Origin of the sequence: Pseudomonas fluorescens (genome assembly GCF_902497625.1) — a bacterium.
GTDB classification, from domain to species: domain Bacteria; phylum Pseudomonadota; class Gammaproteobacteria; order Pseudomonadales; family Pseudomonadaceae; genus Aquipseudomonas; species Aquipseudomonas fluorescens_BQ.
In genome coordinates, this window is sequence record NZ_CABVGX010000022.1 from 49,479 (window position 1) to 68,918 (window position 19,440).

Genomic DNA, 19,440 nt, shown 5'->3' on the forward strand with positions numbered 1-19,440 from the left:
AGTCGCAGGAATGAAGCCGTTCGCCTCCCGTTATCTGCTCCTTGTCGCATTTTCTCTGCTGCTGGGTGCCTGTCAAAGCACGCCGCCGGCGGCCATTGAAGCCCCCGATGCGCGGGCCACGGCCATCGCGCAGCTGGAGCAAAGCCTGGCCAGCAGTGAGCTGGCCACCGCCGAAGGGCAGTTGGCCGCTTTGCAGGCCGAATCACCGAATGATCAATCCCTAGAGCAATACCAGCGGCAATTGGCTGAAGCCTATCTGCGCCGCAGCCAGATCGTTCTGCAGAAAGGCGATGTCAACGCGGCCGCGACAGCACTGAGCCGCGCGCGGGTATTGATGCCCAAGGCACCGGCGCTGACTGGCGGAGTAAACGGAGCCATTGCTGAGGCACGCAAAGCCGAGCTGGAAAAAGCTGAAGCTGCACTTCAAGCAGCCGAAGCCAAGCCGCCGGCGAAAGTGATCGATCCGACTGCAGAAAGCACTACGGTGGCATTGAATCTTACTGACATGGCCAAGCTTCGCCGGCAGTTGGACGCGATTGCGGCCGACGTGGTGAATTACCAGTGTGATGTGAGTATTCAGGCGCCGCGCAACCAGGATTTCCCTTGGTTGACGACATTGCTGAACAAGCGTGTGAAAAAGCTGGATTCGGCGTTCGAGCTGAATCTGGAGAAGCAGTTGTTGCGCAATATTCCGGCGCAGATGGTATTGAGTCCGCGTAAACCGTAAGAGCATCGTCGGAAAGCTGCCCGGAGCAAGCTCGCTCCCACATTTGACCTCCGGCTTACACAATTTTGTGAGCCACTGAGATGAATTGTGGGAGCGAGCCTGCTCGCGAAAGCGTCCGTGCTATCGCAGCATGACCTTAAGCCGGAACAGCCTTGGCTTTAGGTTCGCGATCCCAGACCCGATGCTGCGCGATTGCAGCGAAGAACGGCTTGATCAAGCTCGCATCCGTCCCCACGACCAGTCCCGCATCGACTTCCAGTTTCAGCACATCCAGCAACTGCTTGGCCTCGCCATGCAGGGCGATTGCTTTCAGGTGCTTGTACGCTTCGAGCACGTAGTGCAACGCGACGCCATCACCGCTCAACGCCTTGATAGACGCCGCGCCGCCCGGCACAAACACCGCATCGAACGCAATGGACGGCATGCCTTCCATCGACGCATCAACGGGTAGTGCCTTGCCGTCAGCCGTGGTCACCGGCGCCGAGGTAGGGCCGAGCAGTTTGGCATGCGCGCCTTCAGCTTTCAGCGCAGCTTTCATCGCGTCGATTGCCGCGCCATCGACGCCATTAGCCGCCAGAATCGCAACTTTACGCGTCTTGATATCGCCCGGCAGCAGGTTGGCCTGACTAAGCGCCGGCGAACGGTCCAGAGAGGTTTTCGGCACATCGACAGTGCCTGCTTTTGGTGCTGGCAGGCCAAGGTTTTTGGCAACACGAGCCGCCAGTTCCAGGTCGATGTTGGCGAGAATCTCGTTCACTTCACGGGCACGGATGTACTCGCGCTCGACTTTGCCCAGCTCGAAGCTGTAAGCCGCGATGATGTGCTCCTGCTCGTGCTTGCTCATGCTGTGGAAGAACAGCCGCGCTTGCGAGAAGTGGTCACTGAACGATTCGCTGCGTTGACGAATCTTGTTCGCGTCGATGCGCTCTGGATACGACTCGAAACCGCCATCCTGAGCCGCCGGCGGAGTTTCTTTCGGCCAGCCGCCATCGATGGAGTTCGGCTCGTAGGAAGCACGTCCCTTGTCGATCGTGGTGCGATGCAACGCATCCCGTTGACCATTGTGGAACGGGGCGACCGGACGGTTGATCGGGATCTCGTGAAAGTTCGGCCCGCCCAGTCGGCTGATCTGCGTATCGGTGTAGGAAAACAGCCGACCCTGCAGTAGCGGATCATTGGAGAAATCAATGCCCGGGACAATATGGCCAGGGCAGAACGCGACCTGTTCGACTTCTGCGAAGAAATTGTCCGGATTGCGATTGAGCACCATTTTGCCCAGTGGGGTGATCGGAACGATTTCCTCTGGAATGATTTTGGTCGGATCGAGGATGTCGAAGTCGAAGGAATGTTCGTTTTCCTCCTCGACGATCTGCACGCCCAGTTCCCATTCCGGATAGTCGCCCATCTCGATCGCTTCCCACAGGTCGCGACGGTGGTAATCGGTGTCCTTACCCGCGAGTTTCTGGGCTTCATCCCAGACCAGCGAGCAGGTACCGGCAGACGGACGCCAGTGGAATTTGACGAAGCGCGATTTGCCTTCGGCGTTGATCAGACGGAACGTGTGCACACCGAAGCCCTGCATGCTGCGCAGGCTTTTCGGGATCGCCCGGTCGGACATCGCCCAGATAACCATGTGCGCCGATTCCGGCACCAGCGAGACAAAATCCCAGAAGGTATCGTGGGCCGAGCCGCCGGTAGGGATTTCGTTATGCGGTTCAGGTTTTACCGCGTGCACGAAGTCAGGAAACTTGATCGCGTCCTGAATGAAGAAGACCGGCATGTTGTTGCCGACCAGATCGAAGTTACCTTCGTCGGTGAAAAACTTAACGGCAAAACCGCGTACGTCGCGCACGGTGTCGCCCGAGCCGCGTGGACCCTGCACCGTGGAAAAGCGCGTGAACACCGGGGTTTTTTTCCCAGGGTCTTGCAGAAAACCGGCCTTGGTCAGTGCGGAATGATTTTCGTACGTCTGAAAGTACCCATGAGCGCCAGTACCGCGGGCATGCACGATGCGCTCTGGAATGCGTTCATGGTCAAAGTGCGTGATTTTTTCACGCATGATGAAATCTTCCAGCAGCGATGGGCCGCGGGCTCCGACTTTCAGGGTGTTCTGGTTATCGGCGATCTTTACACCCTGGTTAGTGCGCAGGGCCTGATCGGTGGCATCGGAGCGGAACTGTTCCAGACTTTCCAGCTTGGTATTAGTGTTGCTGCGGTCCAGGGTGTCGGTCCCGGCCAGCGCGCTTGTTGGGGCGGCAGGTTTTTTCGTACTCATCAGTCGTAAACTCCTCGTTGCGATTCCCGTCGTAGCCAGGATGCTGGTCCATTCCCCGATCACGGCACCGGGGCGGTGTGAGTTGCTTTATTAGTGACTGACGACCTTTTACGGCGTTCCTTTTTTCTTACCTTTGATCGCGTTATTGCCAAATGGCAGGATCAATGCGAAATAAATGCTAAGAACCTCTATACGGACAGGCTAAAATGCGCGCCCGGCTAACCGCTGACCCTTTTCCAACGCGCCCCACAAGGTTCGCTACGTGATCGAGTTTCAAAACGTCCACAAAACCTACCGCGTCGCCGGTAGGGATATCCCCGCCCTGCATCCGACCAGTCTGACGATTGAGAACGGTCAGGTCTTTGGTCTGATTGGCCATTCCGGTGCAGGGAAAAGTACCCTGCTGCGTCTGATCAATCGCTTGGAAAACTCAAGCGGCGGCAAGATTTTCGTCGACGGCGAAGAAGTCACCGCGCTGGATGCCAACAGCTTGCGGCGTTTCCGTCAGCAGGTCGGGATGATCTTCCAGCATTTCAATCTGCTGGCCTCCAAGACCGTGGCCGATAACGTCGCCCTGCCGTTGACCCTGGCCGGTGAACTGTCCCGTAGCGAGATCGACCTGCGCGTCGCAGAGCTGCTGGCGCGAGTCGGCCTGTCTGACCACGCCAAAAAGTATCCGGCGCAATTGTCCGGCGGGCAGAAGCAGCGCGTCGGCATCGCCCGCGCGTTGGCGACCAAACCGAAAATTCTGTTGTGCGACGAAGCCACCAGCGCGTTGGACCCGCAGACCACTGCGTCGGTCCTGCAACTGCTGGCCGAGATCAATCGTGAGCTGAAGCTGACCATCGTGCTGATCACCCATGAAATGGACGTGATCCGCCGCGTGTGCGATCAGGTCGCGGTGATGGACGCGGGTGTGATCGTCGAGCAAGGCTCGGTCGCTGAAGTGTTTCTGCATCCGAAACACCCGACTACCAAGCGCTTCGTGCAGGAAAGCGAGCAAATCGATGAGAGCGAGCAACGCGATGACTTCGCTCACGTACCCGGCCGGATCGTGCGCCTGACGTTCCAGGGCGAAGCAACCTACGCGCCATTGCTCGGCACCGTCGCTCGCGAAACAGGTGTGGATTACAGCATCCTCGCCGGTCGTATCGACCGCATTAAAGACGTGCCTTACGGCCAATTGACCCTGGCGGTCACCGGTGGCGATATGGAGGCGGCATTTGCCCGTTTCACCGCGGCTGATGTCCACATGGAGGTGCTGCGCTGATGGAAGCCCTTACCACATTCTTCGCCAATATCGACTGGTTCGAAATCTGGCTGGCCACCGGCGACACGCTGCTCATGTTGTTCGGTTCACTGCTGTTCACCGTGCTGCTGGGCCTGCCTCTGGGCGTGCTGTTGTTCCTGTGCAGCCCGCGGCAGTTGCTCGAGGCCAAAGGCATTTACGCGATGCTGTCGCTGGCGGTGAACATTCTGCGTTCGCTGCCCTTCATCATTTTGCTGATCGTGATGATTCCGTTCACGGTGCTGATTACCGGTACGTCCCTGGGCGTTGCGGGCGCCATCCCGCCACTGGTGGTGGGCGCCACGCCGTTCTTTGCGCGACTGGTGGAAACCGCCCTGCGTGAAGTTGATCGCGGCATCATCGAAGCGACCCAGGCCATGGGCGCCACCACGCGGCAGATCATCACCAATGCGCTGCTGCCGGAAGCGCGCCCCGGCATCTTCGCAGCGATTACGGTGACAGCGATTACACTGGTTTCCTACACTGCCATGGCGGGTGTCGTCGGCGCGGGCGGCTTGGGTGACCTGGCGATCCGCTTCGGCTATCAGCGTTTCCAGACGGACGTAATGGTCGTTACCGTGGTGTTGTTGCTGGTGCTGGTTCAAGTGCTGCAAACCGTAGGTGACAAGCTGGTCGTCCACTTCTCACGTAAATAAGTTTTTAATGAAAAGCATAAGCCGGCCATTCGCTGGCAGGTGCCAAACGGGCATCCACATGGAGTTAGCTGAATGAAAAAATTACTCGTCGCATTGGCCGCCGTTGCCGCGTTTTCCGCCCACGCCGACACGCTGACTGTCGCGGCCACCCCTGTCCCGCACGCGGAAATCCTGGAATTCGTCAAACCGGCTTTGGCTAAAGAGGGCGTGGATCTGCAGGTGAAAGTCTTTACCGACTACATTCAGCCGAACGTGCAAGTGGCCGAAAAACGCCTTGACGCCAACTTCTTCCAGCACCAGCCGTACCTCGATGAGTTCAACAAGGCCAAGGGCACCAGTCTGGTCTCGATTGCCGGTGTGCACCTGGAGCCATTGGGCGCTTACTCAAGCAAGTACAAGTCGCTGACCGAACTGCCTGGCGGCGCCAATGTGGTGATCCCGAACGACGCCACCAACGGCGGCCGCGCACTCTTGCTGCTGGCGCGGGCTGGCTTGATCAAACTGAAGAACTCCAGCGATATCCTCTCGACCGTCAAGGACATCACCGAGAACTCCAAGGACCTGAAATTCCGTGAACTGGAAGCCGCGACCATCCCGCGTGTGCTGACTCAGGTTGACCTGGCGTTGATCAACACCAACTACGCGCTGGAAGCCAAACTTGATCCGGCCAAGGATGCATTGGTCATCGAAGGCAGCGATTCGCCGTACGTGAACATCCTGGTGGCGCGTCCGGAAGACAAGGACAGCGCTGCAATGCAGAAGCTGATCGCCGCGTTGCACAGCCCGGAAGTCAAAGCGTTCATTATCGAGAAGTACAAAGGCGCGGTCGTGCCGGCGTTCTGATTTGATGCGTTAAAAAAATGGGGCGCATCGATTGCGCCCCATTTTTTATGCCTGAAAATACGGACCCTGTTGGAGCCGGCTTGCTGGCGATGGCGTCGGTGAAATCGCTATCGCCAGCAAGCCGGCTCCTACAAGTGTGTGTCGTTACTGACGCTTCAGCATCACCGGCAATTGCGCCACCAGTTTCACGTTATTCAACGGCGCCCGAATAAACCCGCGCTGCGTGCCGTCCGGGCCGATCACTGCCAGGTTGCCGCTGTGATCAACCGTATAATTGGGCTTGCTGGTGTCTGCCGGGATAAACGGAATGCTCACCGCGTTGGCGAACTTTTGCAGGTCTTCGATCGAGGTCGGCGTCAGGCCAATGAACTGCGGATCGAAATAGCCCAGGTACTGCTTGAGTTGCTTGGGCGTATCTCGATTCGGGTCGACACTGACCAGGACGATCTGCAATTTGTCCCTGACGTCTGCCGGCAGTTCGCTTTTTATTTGACGCAGCTGGGCGAGGGTGGTCGGGCAGATGTCGGGGCAGAAGGTGTAGCCGAAGAACAGCAGGCTCCACTTGTCTTTCAACTCGTTGACCAGCACCGGTTTGCCGTCCTGATCGGTCATCTTTAAATCAGGAAGGTTGCGGCTTTGCGGCAACAGGATAATGCCGGCGTCGATCAGCGCCGTCGGGTCGCCCTGGCCTTTGCCGGACAGTACTTTGTTGATGGTCAGGCCGAGAATCAGTGCGACCAGGGCGACGAGGATGAAGACGGTTTTCTGGGTTCGGGTCATAGGTTCAACAGTAAGTAGTGATCTACGAGCAGCGCGATGAACAGCAGGAACAAGTAGTAGATAGAGTACTTGAAGGTGTTGATCGCCGCGTGCGGCCGAGTGCCACGGTACAGCACGATGGCCCATTGCAGAAACCGCGCGCCGAGTGCCAGTGCGCAGATCAGGTAGAGCATGCCGCTCATGTGGATCACAAATGGAAGCAGGCTCACGGCCAGGAGCACAAAGGTGTAAAGAAGAATGTGGACTTTGGTGTAGTGCTCGCCATGGGTGACCGGCAGCATGGGAATGTCGGCCTTGGCGTATTCCTCTTTGCGATGGATGGCCAGCGCCCAGAAGTGCGGAGGGGTCCAGGCAAAAATAATCAGCACCAGCAATAGCGGTTCGGCGCTGACATGACCGGTGGCAGCGGTCCACCCCAGGAGCGGTGGTGCGGCACCGGCGAGGCCGCCGATGACGATATTTTGAGGCGTCGCGCGCTTGAGGAAACCGGTGTACACCACCGCGTAACCGAGCAGTGAGGCAAGGGTCAGCCAGGCCGTCAGTGGGTTGGTGAAGGTCAGTAGCAAGGCTTGCCCCAGCAGCGCCAGTACCAATGCAAAGGTCAGCGCGGCGGCGGGTGAGACCCGGCCTTCAGCCAAGGGACGTTTATGCGTGCGCGCCATCACTGCATCAATGCGCCGGTCGACCACATGATTGACCGCCGCCGCGCCACCCGCACATAGGGCAATGCCCATATTGCCGAACACCAGCACCGTCCAGGGGACCCCGGCGCGAGTTGCCAGAAACATGCCGACCAGCGAGGTGATCAGCATCAGCACCACGACTTTCGGCTTGGTCAGCTCAAGGTAATCACGCCAGATCGCCTGGCTATGTCGTTCGCCAATCAGAGTCGCCATGGCATTTCTCCTTTTATTGTTATGGGCCCGGCCGAATGTTTGCGCGGGCTGAATCGCCAGCGAGCAAAGCGTTGTTGCTTGACCCGAACCAGGCTGGTTCGCGCGTGATAATTGACCAGCACCATCGTCAGCAACAGCGCGGCGCCACCGGCGTTATGTGCGACCGCCACCGGCAGCGGCAGATGAAACAGCACGTTGCTGATGCCGAGCATGATTTGCACAGCCAGAGCAATCAGCACCAGTTTGGCCAGACGGCTCATGCCGACCACTTTCAGCTGCCACGCCAGACCCAGTAGCACCAGCGTCACCAGCAGCGCGCCAATACGGTGAGTCAAATGAATCGCCGTGCGTGCATCGCTGTCCAGTTGCCCGCCGAGGTAGTTGGGACCGATGTGTTGGGTCAAATGAAAGCCGTTGGCGAAGTCAGCCGGTGGCAGCCATTCGCCGTGGCAGGTCGGGAAATCGATACAGGCCACCGCCGCATAGTTGGAGCTCACCCAGCCGCCGAGGGCGATCTGCCCGATCACCAGCAGCAGGGCGGCCGTCGCCCAGTGTTGCAAACGTCGGGGCACGGTGAGCGCCGGCAGTACGGCAGACAACCGCAAGGTCAGCAAAAACAGAAGACTCAAGGTCGCGAAACCGCCAAGCAAATGCCCGGTGACCACTTGGGGCCACAGCTTGAGTGTCACCGTCCACATGCCGAACGCCGCTTGCGCAATCACTACCGCCAGCACAAACAACGGCAACTTCACCGGTTGGCCGGGATCACGCCGATGCATCCAGGCGCGTCCGGCCAGCACCGCAATCAGCAGGCCGAGAGTGCCGGCGAAGTAGCGATGGATCATCTCGTTCCAGCCCTTGTGAGCCTCGACCGGTGCGTCCGGGAAATGCAGTTCGGCATGCGCCAGTTGGGCTTCGCTTTTGGGCACGCTGATAAAGCCATAACACCCAGGCCAGTCCGGACAGCCTAGTCCGGCGTGGGTCAGGCGTGTGTAGGCGCCGAGCAATACGACAATCAGTGCCAGCAACGTGGCAAATAGCGCGAGGCGAAATCCAGGTTTGGCCATGACGATGCCCTTATCCGATGTTCGACAGTTTCAACAGGTGGCGCAGGTCGTTGAGCAGGTCCTTGCCTTTGACCGTCGGCTCGTAGCGCAGCACCAGATTGCCGTGAGGGTCGATGATCCACAGCTGCGGCACCGCCTGATCGCCCGTGGCCTTGCTGAACGTGGTGAGATCCAGTGGATAACGCTGCAATTGCGGATACTCGCGCGTCAGCTTGGCGTCGTAGTCACTGCTGAGCGGTTGCGCCGCGGCCAGTGCGTGGGTGGCGCGTCCAGCTTCACGGCCAAGGCCGATCTGGATTTGTCGCGCCATATACACCAGTTGCTGACAGTCCACCGAGCAGCCTTTTGGAGCAGTGACCAACAATTGCCAGCGCTCCTCCTGCGCGTGCACGCCAAGGTCGGCGCGGGTCTGGCCATTGCCGATCAGTTCCCCGTGATAACTGCGGCCCTCCGGCACCCAGAACTGCAACTTGTACATGCCGGTCGCGAGGATCATCGGGCCGATGACGCCGAGCAGAATCAGCAACAACTGCAAGCGGCCCTTGCGCCGGTTCAGCGGCGTTTTCGCCTCAGACATGCTGGGTGGATTCATGGTCGCTCCCATGGTGTTTCTCCTTTGCGTTGTGCCAGCCGAGATAGAGATAGAGGCCGAGCAGGGCGATCGCCATGGCGAACCATTGCACGGCATAAGCGAGGTGTTTTTCCGGGCCCATGGCCACGACCGGCCAATCAGCCTGATACGTGACGGCGCCGGGTTCAGCGCGTAATTCGTGGGCAAAACCTTCACGTTCGAGCGTCGCCCATAGCCGGGCCGGCTCGATGGCGGTGACCAGTTGCGGCCAAGTGGCGCTGCTCGGGTCGGCATGCAGCTGGAACGTCGCCCCGGGCGGTACGTAAACCCAGGCGTCGAGACTCACGGCGAGTTCAGGCGTGGTGAATTGCGGCGGTGTGCGCCGATCCGGCCAAGGCAGCCAGCCGCGATTGACCAGTATCCAGAGCCCGGTCGCTTGATCCTGAAACGGTTGCAGCAATTCCACGCCGACCTTGCCGCCCCGCTGGCGGTTGTCCAGTAACAGGCTGTGCGCAGCATCGAACTGGCCGTGCAAACGCACGCGGCGGAAGGCCGGGTCTTCGCTATGCAGCAGCGCGTTGCTCGCCATCGGTTCGGCTACCCGGCGTTCGGCATAGGTATGCAGCAGCGCGGTTTTTTCCGCGCCCCGACTCAGTTGCCAGCCTCCAAGCACCACCATCAACGGCAGCAGGACCGCTACCACCAAAGTGGGCACGACACCCGGCCGAAAGCGCTTCATGACGTCGCCAGAAAGTCGTTGGTCGCGATAGCTATACTCAAGTGCATCGCCTTTCCCCCGGGAGTCCTGCCATGCTCAAAACAGTCATCGGCCTGATGCTGATTGCCACGGTTGTCAGCCTGTTCAGCGGCCTGTTTTTTCTGGTCAAGGACGACAGCAGTTCGAATCGCCTCGTCATTGCCTTGAGTGTCCGTGTGGCCCTGGCCGCCATTACCGTGGGCTTGATCGCCTGGGGATTCTTCAGCGGCCAGTTGGTGTCCCAGGTCCCCTGGTAGCTGCAACTTGCGGCTTGGAGCTTGCGGCTTGCAGCTGCTTCTAAAGCACATAAACAAAGAAGAACAAGCCGATCCACACCACGTCCACGAAGTGCCAATACCAGCTCGCCGCCTCGAAGCCAAACTGGTGCTCATTGTCAAAGTGCCCGCGCAGAATGCGCATCAGCATCACGAACAGAATGATGGTGCCGATGGTCACGTGGGCGCCGTGGAAGCCGGTGAGCATGAAGAAGGTCGCGCCGTAAATGCCGGAACCCAGGGTCAGGCCCAGCTCTTTATAGGCGTGCACATATTCTTCGACCTGGAAGCCGAGGAACGCGCAGCCCAGCAAAACGGTAACGGCCAGCCAGAGTTTCAGCGCACCGCGATGGCCTTTTTTCAGGGCGTGGTGGGCGAAAGTAATGGTTACGCTGGAGCTCACCAGCAACACCGTGTTGAGTAGCGGCAAGCCCCACGGGCTGATGACATCCTTGGGTGCAGGGAATAGTTTCGGGTCCGGGTTGTTCAGCAGCGGCCAGGTGAACTCGAATGCCGGCCAGAGCATGTGCGCCACGCCCTTGGGCCCTTCACCCCCCAACGCCGGACCGGCGAGTACGCGCACATAAAACAACGCGCCGAAGAAGGCGAAAAAGAACATCACCTCGGAGAAAATGAACCAACCCATGCCCCAGCGGAACGAGCGATCCATTTGCGGGCTGTACAAGCCCTGACGGCTCTCCTTGATCACAGTGCCGAACCAGCCGAACAACATGTATGCGACCAGCAGGCTGCCGACGAAGAAAATCAACGGGCCATTGGACTCCGGGCGGGCGGCCTTCAGATCATTGAACCAGGTCGCCAGGCCAAACACCGTGGTGAACAGGCCAATCGTGGCGATGATTGGCCATTTGCTCTGCGCCGGGACGTAATAATGCTCATGAGTTGCCATTTATTGTTCTCCTTATCGGGCACGCTCAGCCGCCAGTGTTGACTGCTACCGGAGGATGTCGGGCAGTGATATCGAACAGCGTGTAGGACAGCGTTAGGTGCTTCACTTCCTTGGGCATGTCGCGATCGACGATGAACCGCACAGGCATCTCGATCCGCTCACCGGGTTGCAACACTTGTTGGGTGAAGCAGAAACATTCGGTCTTGTGAAAATAGGCGGCGGCGTTGCTCGGCGCGATGCTCGGCACGGCCTGGGCACTCATTGGCTTATCGGTGGGGTTGTGGGCGATGAAGACCATCTCGTTGACTGCACCGGGATTGGCGGTCAGCTCATCGCTCTTTGGGTAGAAATTCCACGTCATGTCGGCGGAGTTGGTCGACAGAAACTGCACGCGCACCTGGCGCGAGGTGTCGACCGTCTGTTCGCCCTCATACTGCCCGCCGGTCTTGCCGTTGATGCCGAACGCCTTGCACATCACGTCGTAGATCGGCACCAGGGCAAAACCAAAGATGAACATGGCCACCACCACAAGCAGCAGGCGCGTGACGAGTTTTTTCAACGAGATTGAATCAGTCATGATTCCATATCCTCAACACTAACCCCTGTAGGAGTGAGCCTGCTCGCGATAGCGGTGTACCTGGCACACCGCATCGAGTTCATCGCGAGCAGGCTCACTCCCACAAAGGCATAGCGTTTCATTTCACTTCCGGCGGCGTGGTGAAGGTGTGATACGGCGCCGGCGATGGCACGCTCCACTCCAGACCTTCCGCGCCATCCCACGGCTTGGCTGGTGCAGGTGCGCCGCCGCGGATGGTCTTGATCACGATGAACAGGAAGAAGATCTGCGTGGCACCGAACAGAAAAGCGCCGATCGAGGAGACCATGTTGAAATCGGCGAATTGCAGGTTGTAGTCCGGGATCCGCCGCGGCATGCCGGCCAGGCCGACAAAGTGCATGGGGAAGAACGCCATGTTCATGCCGATGAAGGACAGCCAGAAATGCAGTTTGCCGAGGGTTTCGTCATACATGTGGCCGGTCCATTTCGGCAGCCAGTAATAGGCCGACGCAAAAATCCCGAAAATTGCTCCGGGCACCAGCACGTAGTGAAAGTGCGCGACCACAAAGTATGTGTCCTGATACTGGAAATCCGCCGGGGCGATGGCCAGCATCAGGCCGGAGAAACCGCCGATGGAGAACAGAATCACGAACGCCACGGCAAACAGCATCGGCGTCTCGAAAGTCAGCGAGCCCTGCCACATGGTGCTGGCCCAGTTGAACACTTTCACCCCGGTGGGCACCGCGATCAGCATGGTTGCGTACATGAAGAACAATTCGCCCACCAGCGGAATGCCGACCACGAACATGTGGTGCGCCCAAACGATGAACGAAAGGAACGCGATCGCCGCCGTGGCGTAGACCATTGAGGTGTAGCCGAACAACGGCTTGCGCGAAAACGCCGGAATAATCGAGCTCACCGCGCCGAAGGCCGGCAGGATCATGATGTACACCTCGGGGTGGCCGAAGAACCAGAACACATGCTGGAACAACACCGGATCACCACCACCGGCGGCACTGAAAAAACTGGTGCCGAAGTGGATGTCCATCAGCATCATCGTCACGCACCCGGCCAGCACCGGCATCACTGCGATCAGCAGGAACGCAGTAATCAGCCAGGTCCAGACGAACAGCGGCATTTTCATCAACGTCATGCCGGGGGCGCGCAGGTTGAGAATGGTCGCGACCACGTTGATCGCGCCCATGATCGAACTGATGCCCATCAGGTGGATGGCAAAGATGAAGAACGTCACGCTTTCCGGGGCGTAAGTCGTTGATAGCGGCGCGTAGAACGTCCAGCCAAAGTTCGGCCCGCCACCGGCGGTAAACAAGGTCGAAATCAACATCCCGAATGCCGCCGGCAACAGCCAGAAACTAAAGTTGTTCATGCGCGGCAGGGCCATGTCCGGCGCGCCGATCATCAGCGGGATCATCCAGTTGGCCAGCCCGACAAAGGCTGGCATCACCGCACCGAACACCATGATCAAGCCGTGCATGGTGGTCATCTGGTTGAAGAATTCCGGCTGGACGATTTGCAGTCCGGGCTGGAACAGTTCGGCGCGGATCACCATGGCAAACGAGCCGCCGAGCAGGAACATGGTGAACGCGAACCACAAATACAGCGTGCCAATATCCTTGTGGTTGGTCGTCAGGACCCAGCGCATCAGGCCTTTCGCTGGGCCGTGGGCGTGTTCGACATGACCGTGGTCATCGATGACGGCGCTCATGGCTTGTCTCCTGTAAACAGATGGGCTGGGCAGGCCGGGGCGCATTGGCCCGACCGGTTCCTGAGGTGCGCAATGGACCGGGTCATTTGCTTTCCGCCTGTTTCAGTTCCAACACTTCCTTCGGCGTGACCATGTCACCCTTGTTGTTGCCCCAGGCGTTGCGTTCGTATGTCACGACAGCCGCGATATCGACTTCCGAGAGCTGCTTGCCGAACGCCGCCATCGACGTGCCGGGCTTGCCGTGGAAGACAATATTCAAGTGATCCTTGATCGGGCCGGTGGCAATTTTCGAGCCTTTGAGCGCCGGGAACATCGGCGGCAGCCCCTGACCTTCAGCCTGGTGACAAGCCACGCAAGTGGTGTGATAGACCTTGTCGCCGCGCTCCTTGAGTTCGTCGAGGGTCCACTCCTTGCTGGTCAGCTCCTTCAGCTGCGCAGCTTCAGCCTTGCGCTCGCCGAGCCATTTTTCGTAATCGGCCTGTTCCTTGACCTCGACCACGATCGGCATGAAGCCGTGATCCTTGCCGCACAGCTCGGCACACTGGCCGCGGTAGATCCCGGGTTTTTCGACCCGGGTCCAGGCTTCATTGACGAACCCGGGAATGGCATCGCGTTTGACCGCAAAGGCCGGTACCCACCAAGAGTGGATCACGTCGGCGGAGGTCACCAGGAAGCGCACTTTGGCGCCGATCGGCAGCACCAGCGGCTTGTCGACCTCGAGCAAATAGTGCTCGCCCTTGGCTTCCTTGTTGTGGATCTGATCGGCGGGGGTGGTCAGGTTGCTGAAAAATTCGACGTCCTGACCCAGGTATTTGTAGTGCCACTTCCACTGATAGCCCGTGACCTGGATATCGATATCCGGCTCGCTGCTGTCATACATCTGGATCAGGGTCGCTGTCGCAGGCACCGCCATGACCACCAGAATCAATAGGGGCACGATGGTCCAGAGCACTTCTACGGTCGTGTTTTCATGAAATTTTGCGGCCACCTGCCCGGTCGAGCGACGGTGGAGAATCATCGACCAGAACATGGCGCCGAAGACGATGATGCCGATCACCACACAGATCCAGAAAATGATCATGTGCAGGTCAAATACTGCGTGACTGATTTCAGTCGCTCCCGGCGCCATATTCACAGTCCATGCGGCGTGCGCAGGGCTGAAAATTGACCACAACAGGAGGCCCATCCAGACATGTGGATGTCGCATCATTGCGGGTTCCCCTTATCGTTCTTGTTATCCCGCCGGCTTTCACCTGCGGCAAGGGAGCGGCTGTCTCAGACTACGAACTTGATTGCCGGGCCTTGCTGCGTGTGCAGTCGGGCGTCATCAGCTAACTCCATTCCAACCCGAGTATAGACAGCGACCGGCTCCTCGCAATGTGGCCGCGCAAATGATCTGCAATGCCTGAGACTTGCGCTCAAGGTCACGAATGGAGAAGGATGCAGACGAGTGGCGGCAAATGGATATAACGGAGATGTCTCAAGGATGAAACAATTATGACAAATGCGTCTTAGCATTTTTCGTAAGCCAGCTAAGTTATGTCTTTCCTATTTCATTGCCTTTGTTTCCTGGAGTTTTCATGAACACCGCCGCATTGCGCGAGCAGATCCAAAAAGCCCAAAAACACGAAGCCGAGACCGGCCTGTTAACCCGTCAGCTGGAAAGCAAACTGCCTCATCTACACCCTTCGATCCAATTACCGGAAGCCGATGCCAGTGGCGTGCTGTCGCGTTTTGTCGCCGCTTACATCGATGAAGTGCCTGATCTGCTGGATGCGGCCAATGAAGTGGCAAAGGAAGCGGGCATCGAATCGCAGATCAGACCGGTGCTGAAAATCGCCGAGCAATATTTCCTTCAACCACCGACTATCATGACCGGTCACGTCGGTCTCGACGGCCTGCTGGATGAAGCGTACCTGGCGCATCGATTTGTTGAAGAGGTCAACGACCTGTACATCAAACATTTTGGCCAGCCGTTGATCCCATTGGACATGACGGTGGCCAATCTGATTGCTCACCAGTTGATCGGCGAAGAGTTCGCCAACCAGCTCGATGAGGCCGTGCATCACGCAGTAGACCAAATGCTCGACGACGAGAGCTTTGCGCTGGAGTCGGTGGAAGCCTACCGTGACAAACTGAGCAGCCCCGACACTGGTGCCGCGTGGAAACGCTGGCCGTGCATGTCGCGCCGTTTGGGAGTGGGTCTGGAGCTGGATCAGCCGGCTGCCTGACATTCAGGACTACCGATACCCCTGTGGGAGCGGGCTTGCTCGCGAATGCGGTCGATCATTCAACGTTGATGTCGACTGACACTTCGCTTTCGCGAGCAAGCCCGCTCCCACCATCCATTTGTTTTTTATGCCGCTGAACCGACGCCGGTGGTGGTGCGCAAACGCCCCTCCAGCCTGCGCTTCAGCCCGCGTGCCTCAATCAATAGCGTCGAACCCTTCGCCGCGTTGGCCCGTCCCCAGTCCTCCAGCAATTCCAGGCACGAATGGTCGATGTAGCTCAGATTATTGAGCGGTACATGAACGGTCGCGCCCGCAGGAATTGTCCCTAACACTTGCGTCAACGCCGGCACTTTCAGAAAGGTTGCAGCACCCATCAGGCGCAGCTCCATCTCGCCTTCCCGGGGCAAATCGATCAGGCTTATCTTCAGTCGAGAAGCTTTCCAGGCGAGTTTTGCCAGGGTCAGACCAAAGCCGATCAACACGCCAGTCAGCAGGTCGGTGAAGATGATTGCCAGTGCAGTTGCGGCGTAAGTGAACATCGGCATGCGCCCATAACGGCCCAGGCCGCGGAAAACTTTCAAATCGACCAGTTTGAAGCCGGTGTACACCAGAACGCCCGCCAGGCTCGCGACCGGGATGCTTTGCAGCACGCTCGACAGCAGTAACACGAAAGCCAGCAGCCAGAGGCCGTGGAAGATCGTCGACATGCGCGTGGTGGCGCCGGCTTGCACGTTGGCCGAGCTGCGCACGATCACACCGGTCATCGGCAGTGCGCCGAGCAGGCCGCAGAGCATGTTGCCGACTCCTTGCGCGGACAACTCCCGATCAAAATCGGAGCGCGGGCCGCTGTGCATGCGGTCTACGGCGGCCGCCGACAGTAAAGTCTCGGCGCTGGCGATAAACGCCACGGCGAAAGCGGCAATCAACAGAGTCGGGTCAGCCAGGTTGAGCAGATCCGCAGGTTTCAACCAATCGATGGCTTCTGTGAGATTCGCAGGCACTTCCACACGTTTTACCTGCAGTGCCAGCACCAGGCTGGCGATGGTCGCCAGCCCGACACCGAGCAAGGCTCCGGGCACAAAGCGTAAAGAGTGCGGGCGCAGTTTTTCCCAGAGATACATCACGGCGATGGTCGACAAGCCGAGCAGACCGGCCTGCCAGCCAAATGACGGCAATGCCTGAGCTACGGCCGCCGGGAATGCGGTCAGATTATCCAGCCCCGATGGCTTGGGCACTGCATCAAGCATCACATGCACTTGGGATAGCACTATCAGCACGCCGATCCCGGCCAGCATGCCGTAAACCACCGCAGGTGCCGTCACGCGAAACCAGCAGCCCAGTTTCAGGCGCCCGGCGATCAGTTGCAGGAAACCCGCCAGCAGCAGAATCGGCCCGAGCATGTCGATCCCATGCTGGCGTACCAGTTCGAATACCAGCACGGCCAGGCCTGCGGCCGGCCCACTGACCTGAAGTGGCGACCCGGCGATCCAGCCCACCACTAATCCACCGATGATGCCGGTGATCAGGCCTTTGGCTGGCGGAAGCCCCGAGGCGATTGCAATTCCCATGCACAAGGGCAGGGCGACCAGAAAGACAACCACTGAAGCCAGCAGCTCCCGTGGTAAAACAGCTTTGAGTTGCGCAGCACGCATGATGATTCTCCCGAAATTTTCTTCAGGCATGGCAAAGCCGTGCTGCTCAATTGGCAGCCACGGCTCTACGACACTGGGTGTTTAGGAGGATTTAGAAGCGCGCTTTGGGCGTCGCCACCGGAATCGGATGGCTGCCATCGAGCGGCAGGAAACAACCCTGATCCGCGTCGTAAGCTTTGATTTCGCTGGTTTCAATGCTGTAGACCCAACCATGGATGAACAGCTGACCGCTGGCCATGCGCGATGCGACCGAGGGATGCGTGCGCAGATGTTGAAGTTGAGCGATCACATTCTCTTCGGTGAGTATGTGCATGCTTTCGCTTTCGTTCGCGCAGTTACAGTTTTCCGAGACCATGGTTTTGGCCACTTCGGCGTGGCGCAGCCAGGCTTTGACTGTCGGCATTTTTTCCAGGCTTTGCGGGTTGAGCACCGCACGCATGGCGCCACAATCGGAATGTCCGCAAATGATGATGTGCTGCACGCCTAGCGCGAGTACCGCGTACTCGATCGCTGTCGACACACCACCGTTCATCTGTCCGTAAGGCGGCACGACGTTACCAACGTTGCGGGTGACAAACAGGTCGCCAGGGGCACTTTGGGTGATCAGTTCAGGCACGATGCGCGAATCTGCACAGGCAATGAACATCGCTCGTGGGCTCTGGGCCGTGGCGAGTTTCTTGAAAAGCTCTTCCTGCTGAGGGAAGACTTCGTGATGAAAATGCAAAAAGCCGTCAACGATATGCTTCAGCGCTGCATCGGCGGTCTCCGCCTCTGATTGGGCTGAAGCCGACGCAGCCAACGGCTGTTTATCCTTGTCACTCATGAATTCATCCTCTTGAGCGGAGTCAGGGAAGGTTCCCTTATTGTCCGGTTGGAAGCCAGTGGCTGTTAAACAACAAGCGGGTCTTAACCTTCGACCCGTCAGTCACTCGATGAACACGGTAGCTGTCGAAACTTAACTCAAACTGAATAAACCGCTCTAGAACGTGTGTTCCAGGTCACAAAAATCGTGACTGGCGTAGTGTCCAAGCGATATTACCGTTACTCAACGATCGGTACATTGTCCTTAAATCAGTGACATCTGGCGACCCGGCGGACAAAACGAATTGCAGTCCAGGTTGTAGTCTTCACGCTGATTGATCCCCAGTCGCTTTATGGCTTTGGCGAAACGTTGCGCCAACAGATCGGCAAATGGCCCTTCCCCGCGCATGCGTGTACCAAAACGGCTGTCGTAGAGTTCGCCGCTGCGGCTTTGGCGGATAAGGCTCAGCACGTGAGCGGCGCGCTGAGGGTAATGCGCCGCCAGCCATTCTTCGAACAGCGGCGCTACTTCCAGAGGCAGGCGAAGCATCATGTAGGCGGCACTCTGCGCACCGGCGGCGTGGGCTTGTGTCAGCAAACTTTCGAGTTCGCTGTCATTGATCATCGGAATCATCGGTGAACACAACACTCCGACCGGAATACCCGCCGCACGCATCACGCGAATCGCCCGCAATCGTGCCTTGGGTGCTGCTGCGCGAGGTTCGAGAATCCGCTTCAGCTCGTCGTCCAGCGTGGTCAGGCTGATCATCACAGCCACCAGGCGTTTCTCGGCGAGTTCGGTCAGCAGGTCCAGGTCCCTAAGGATCAGCGAGCCCTTGGTGACAATGGTGACCGGGTGACGATAGCGCAGCAGCACTTCGAGGGTTTTGCGGGTAATCCGGTGTTCGCGTTCGATCGGCTGATATGGATCAGTATTAGTGCCCAGTGCGATGGGTGCGCATTGATAGCCGCGTCTGCAAAGCTGTTCTTCCAGAACGTCGGCGGCGTTGGTCTTGGCGATCAGTTTCGTCTCGAAATCCAGGCCAGGTGACATGTCCCAATAGGCATGACTTGGCCGGGCATAACAGTAGATGCAGCCGTGCTCGCAGCCCCGGTAGGGATTGATTGAGCGATCAAATGGCAGATCTGGCGAACTGTTGCGGGTGATGATGGTTTTCGCTGTCTCGATGCGCACCTCGGTGCCTTGCGTCGCCGGTACTTCCTGATACCAGCCGTCGTCCTCGGCCACGGTGCGATTGGGGGCAAAGCGGTTGTGCGGATTGGTCGCTGTGCCGCGGCCGCGGGGGGGCAATGGCGGGATCATGAATAGAACTCTCGGGCTGTATGTAAATACAGTATCCGAGGGGCGCCAAATTGGCGAGTACCATTCGGCGCCTGCTGCCAGTACTTAAGCCTGGCGTAACTTAAA

At 58.6% G+C, this 19,440-nt stretch carries 19 protein-coding genes; 6 read left to right on the forward strand and 13 right to left on the reverse strand.

Translation table 11 applies throughout. From position 1 onward, the window contains the following. Positions 1–10: 10 nt before the first annotated feature. Positions 11–727 (forward strand): PA5502 family lipoprotein, encoded by a 717-nt coding sequence (locus F8N12_RS15010; protein WP_150581132.1) that lies wholly within the window; start codon positions 11–13, stop codon positions 725–727. 136 nt (positions 728–863) lie between these two features. Here the strand turns inward: F8N12_RS15010 and katE are convergent, their stop codons facing one another. Further along, positions 864–3,002 (reverse strand): catalase HPII, encoded by a 2,139-nt coding sequence (katE, locus tag F8N12_RS15015; protein WP_150581133.1) that lies wholly within the window; start codon positions 3,000–3,002, stop codon positions 864–866. A gap of 262 nt (positions 3,003–3,264) precedes the next feature. On the opposite strand from katE, the gene F8N12_RS15020 reads away from it, so the two are divergent. From F8N12_RS15020 to F8N12_RS15030, 3 genes are all read left to right on the forward strand, one after another. After that, complete coding sequence (locus F8N12_RS15020) at positions 3,265–4,272, forward strand: methionine ABC transporter ATP-binding protein (protein ID WP_150581134.1); 1,008 nt, start codon at positions 3,265–3,267, stop codon at positions 4,270–4,272. After that, positions 4,272–4,946, forward strand: coding sequence for a methionine ABC transporter permease (locus F8N12_RS15025; RefSeq protein ID WP_150581135.1), 675 nt, complete (start codon positions 4,272–4,274; stop codon positions 4,944–4,946). The genes F8N12_RS15020 and F8N12_RS15025 overlap by 1 nt, the downstream gene beginning before the upstream one ends. Before the next feature lie 72 nt (positions 4,947–5,018). Further along, complete coding sequence (locus tag F8N12_RS15030) at positions 5,019–5,789, forward strand: MetQ/NlpA family ABC transporter substrate-binding protein (RefSeq protein ID WP_150581136.1); 771 nt, start codon at positions 5,019–5,021, stop codon at positions 5,787–5,789. Positions 5,790–5,933: 144 nt separating this feature from the next. On the opposite strand, the gene F8N12_RS15035 is transcribed toward F8N12_RS15030, so the two are convergent. Genes F8N12_RS15035 through F8N12_RS15055 form a run of 5 tightly spaced genes read right to left on the reverse strand, consistent with a single transcriptional unit; the run spans position 5,934 to position 9,842 of the window. After that, positions 5,934–6,569 (reverse strand): SCO family protein, encoded by a 636-nt coding sequence (locus tag F8N12_RS15035; RefSeq protein ID WP_150581137.1) that lies wholly within the window; start codon positions 6,567–6,569, stop codon positions 5,934–5,936. Beyond that, positions 6,566–7,465, reverse strand: a complete 900-nt coding sequence (gene cyoE / locus F8N12_RS15040; protein ID WP_150581138.1) for a heme o synthase — start codon at positions 7,463–7,465, stop codon at positions 6,566–6,568. The genes F8N12_RS15035 and cyoE overlap by 4 nt, the downstream gene beginning before the upstream one ends. Further along, positions 7,453–8,532 (reverse strand): COX15/CtaA family protein, encoded by a 1,080-nt coding sequence (locus tag F8N12_RS15045; RefSeq protein WP_150581139.1) that lies wholly within the window; start codon positions 8,530–8,532, stop codon positions 7,453–7,455. The genes cyoE and F8N12_RS15045 overlap by 13 nt, the downstream gene beginning before the upstream one ends. 10 nt (positions 8,533–8,542) lie before the next feature. Further along, positions 8,543–9,136: a hypothetical protein gene (locus F8N12_RS15050; protein ID WP_150581140.1), complete on the reverse strand. Its 594-nt coding sequence runs from the start codon at positions 9,134–9,136 to the stop codon at positions 8,543–8,545. After that, positions 9,102–9,842: an SURF1 family protein gene (locus F8N12_RS15055; protein WP_150581141.1), complete on the reverse strand. Its 741-nt coding sequence runs from the start codon at positions 9,840–9,842 to the stop codon at positions 9,102–9,104. Before F8N12_RS15055 ends, F8N12_RS15050 begins: the two co-directional genes overlap by 35 nt. 71 nt (positions 9,843–9,913) lie before the next feature. Here F8N12_RS15055 and F8N12_RS15060 point away from each other — a divergent pair, with 71 nt between their 5' ends. Further along, entirely contained in the window at positions 9,914–10,117 is a 204-nt protein-coding gene (locus F8N12_RS15060; protein ID WP_150581142.1) for a twin transmembrane helix small protein, read from the forward strand. Between the two features lie 40 nt (positions 10,118–10,157). Here F8N12_RS15060 and F8N12_RS15065 read toward each other — a convergent pair whose 3' ends face one another. The 4 genes from F8N12_RS15065 to coxB all read right to left on the reverse strand — a co-directional run bounded on the left by F8N12_RS15065 (position 10,158) and on the right by coxB (position 14,537). Then, a complete protein-coding gene (locus F8N12_RS15065) occupies positions 10,158–11,045 on the reverse strand; it encodes a cytochrome c oxidase subunit 3 (RefSeq protein ID WP_150581143.1) in 888 nt (295 codons plus the stop codon). A gap of 25 nt (positions 11,046–11,070) precedes the next feature. Continuing rightward, entirely contained in the window at positions 11,071–11,622 is a 552-nt protein-coding gene (locus tag F8N12_RS15070; protein ID WP_150581144.1) for a cytochrome c oxidase assembly protein, read from the reverse strand. Positions 11,623–11,740: 118 nt separating this feature from the next. Beyond that, positions 11,741–13,327: a cytochrome c oxidase subunit I gene (ctaD, locus tag F8N12_RS15075; protein WP_150581145.1), complete on the reverse strand. Its 1,587-nt coding sequence runs from the start codon at positions 13,325–13,327 to the stop codon at positions 11,741–11,743. 82 nt (positions 13,328–13,409) lie between these two features. Beyond that, positions 13,410–14,537: a cytochrome c oxidase subunit II gene (coxB, locus tag F8N12_RS15080; protein WP_150581146.1), complete on the reverse strand. Its 1,128-nt coding sequence runs from the start codon at positions 14,535–14,537 to the stop codon at positions 13,410–13,412. A gap of 370 nt (positions 14,538–14,907) precedes the next feature. On the opposite strand from coxB, the gene F8N12_RS15085 reads away from it, so the two are divergent. Then, a complete protein-coding gene (locus F8N12_RS15085) occupies positions 14,908–15,558 on the forward strand; it encodes a hypothetical protein (RefSeq protein WP_150581147.1) in 651 nt (216 codons plus the stop codon). Positions 15,559–15,683: 125 nt separating this feature from the next. Here F8N12_RS15085 and F8N12_RS15095 read toward each other — a convergent pair whose 3' ends face one another. From F8N12_RS15095 to F8N12_RS15105, 3 genes are all read right to left on the reverse strand, one after another. Then, the gene (locus F8N12_RS15095; protein WP_150581148.1) at positions 15,684–17,210 is read right to left on the reverse strand and encodes a SulP family inorganic anion transporter; all 1,527 of its coding nucleotides are present in this window, start codon (positions 17,208–17,210) and stop codon (positions 15,684–15,686) included. A 91-nt stretch (positions 17,211–17,301) separates the two neighbouring features. Continuing rightward, the gene (locus F8N12_RS15100) at positions 17,302–18,033 is read right to left on the reverse strand and encodes a carbonic anhydrase (protein WP_150581149.1); all 732 of its coding nucleotides are present in this window, start codon (positions 18,031–18,033) and stop codon (positions 17,302–17,304) included. A 243-nt stretch (positions 18,034–18,276) separates the two neighbouring features. Beyond that, positions 18,277–19,335, reverse strand: coding sequence for a PA0069 family radical SAM protein (locus tag F8N12_RS15105; protein ID WP_150581150.1), 1,059 nt, complete (start codon positions 19,333–19,335; stop codon positions 18,277–18,279). Positions 19,336–19,440 lie beyond the last annotated feature (105 nt).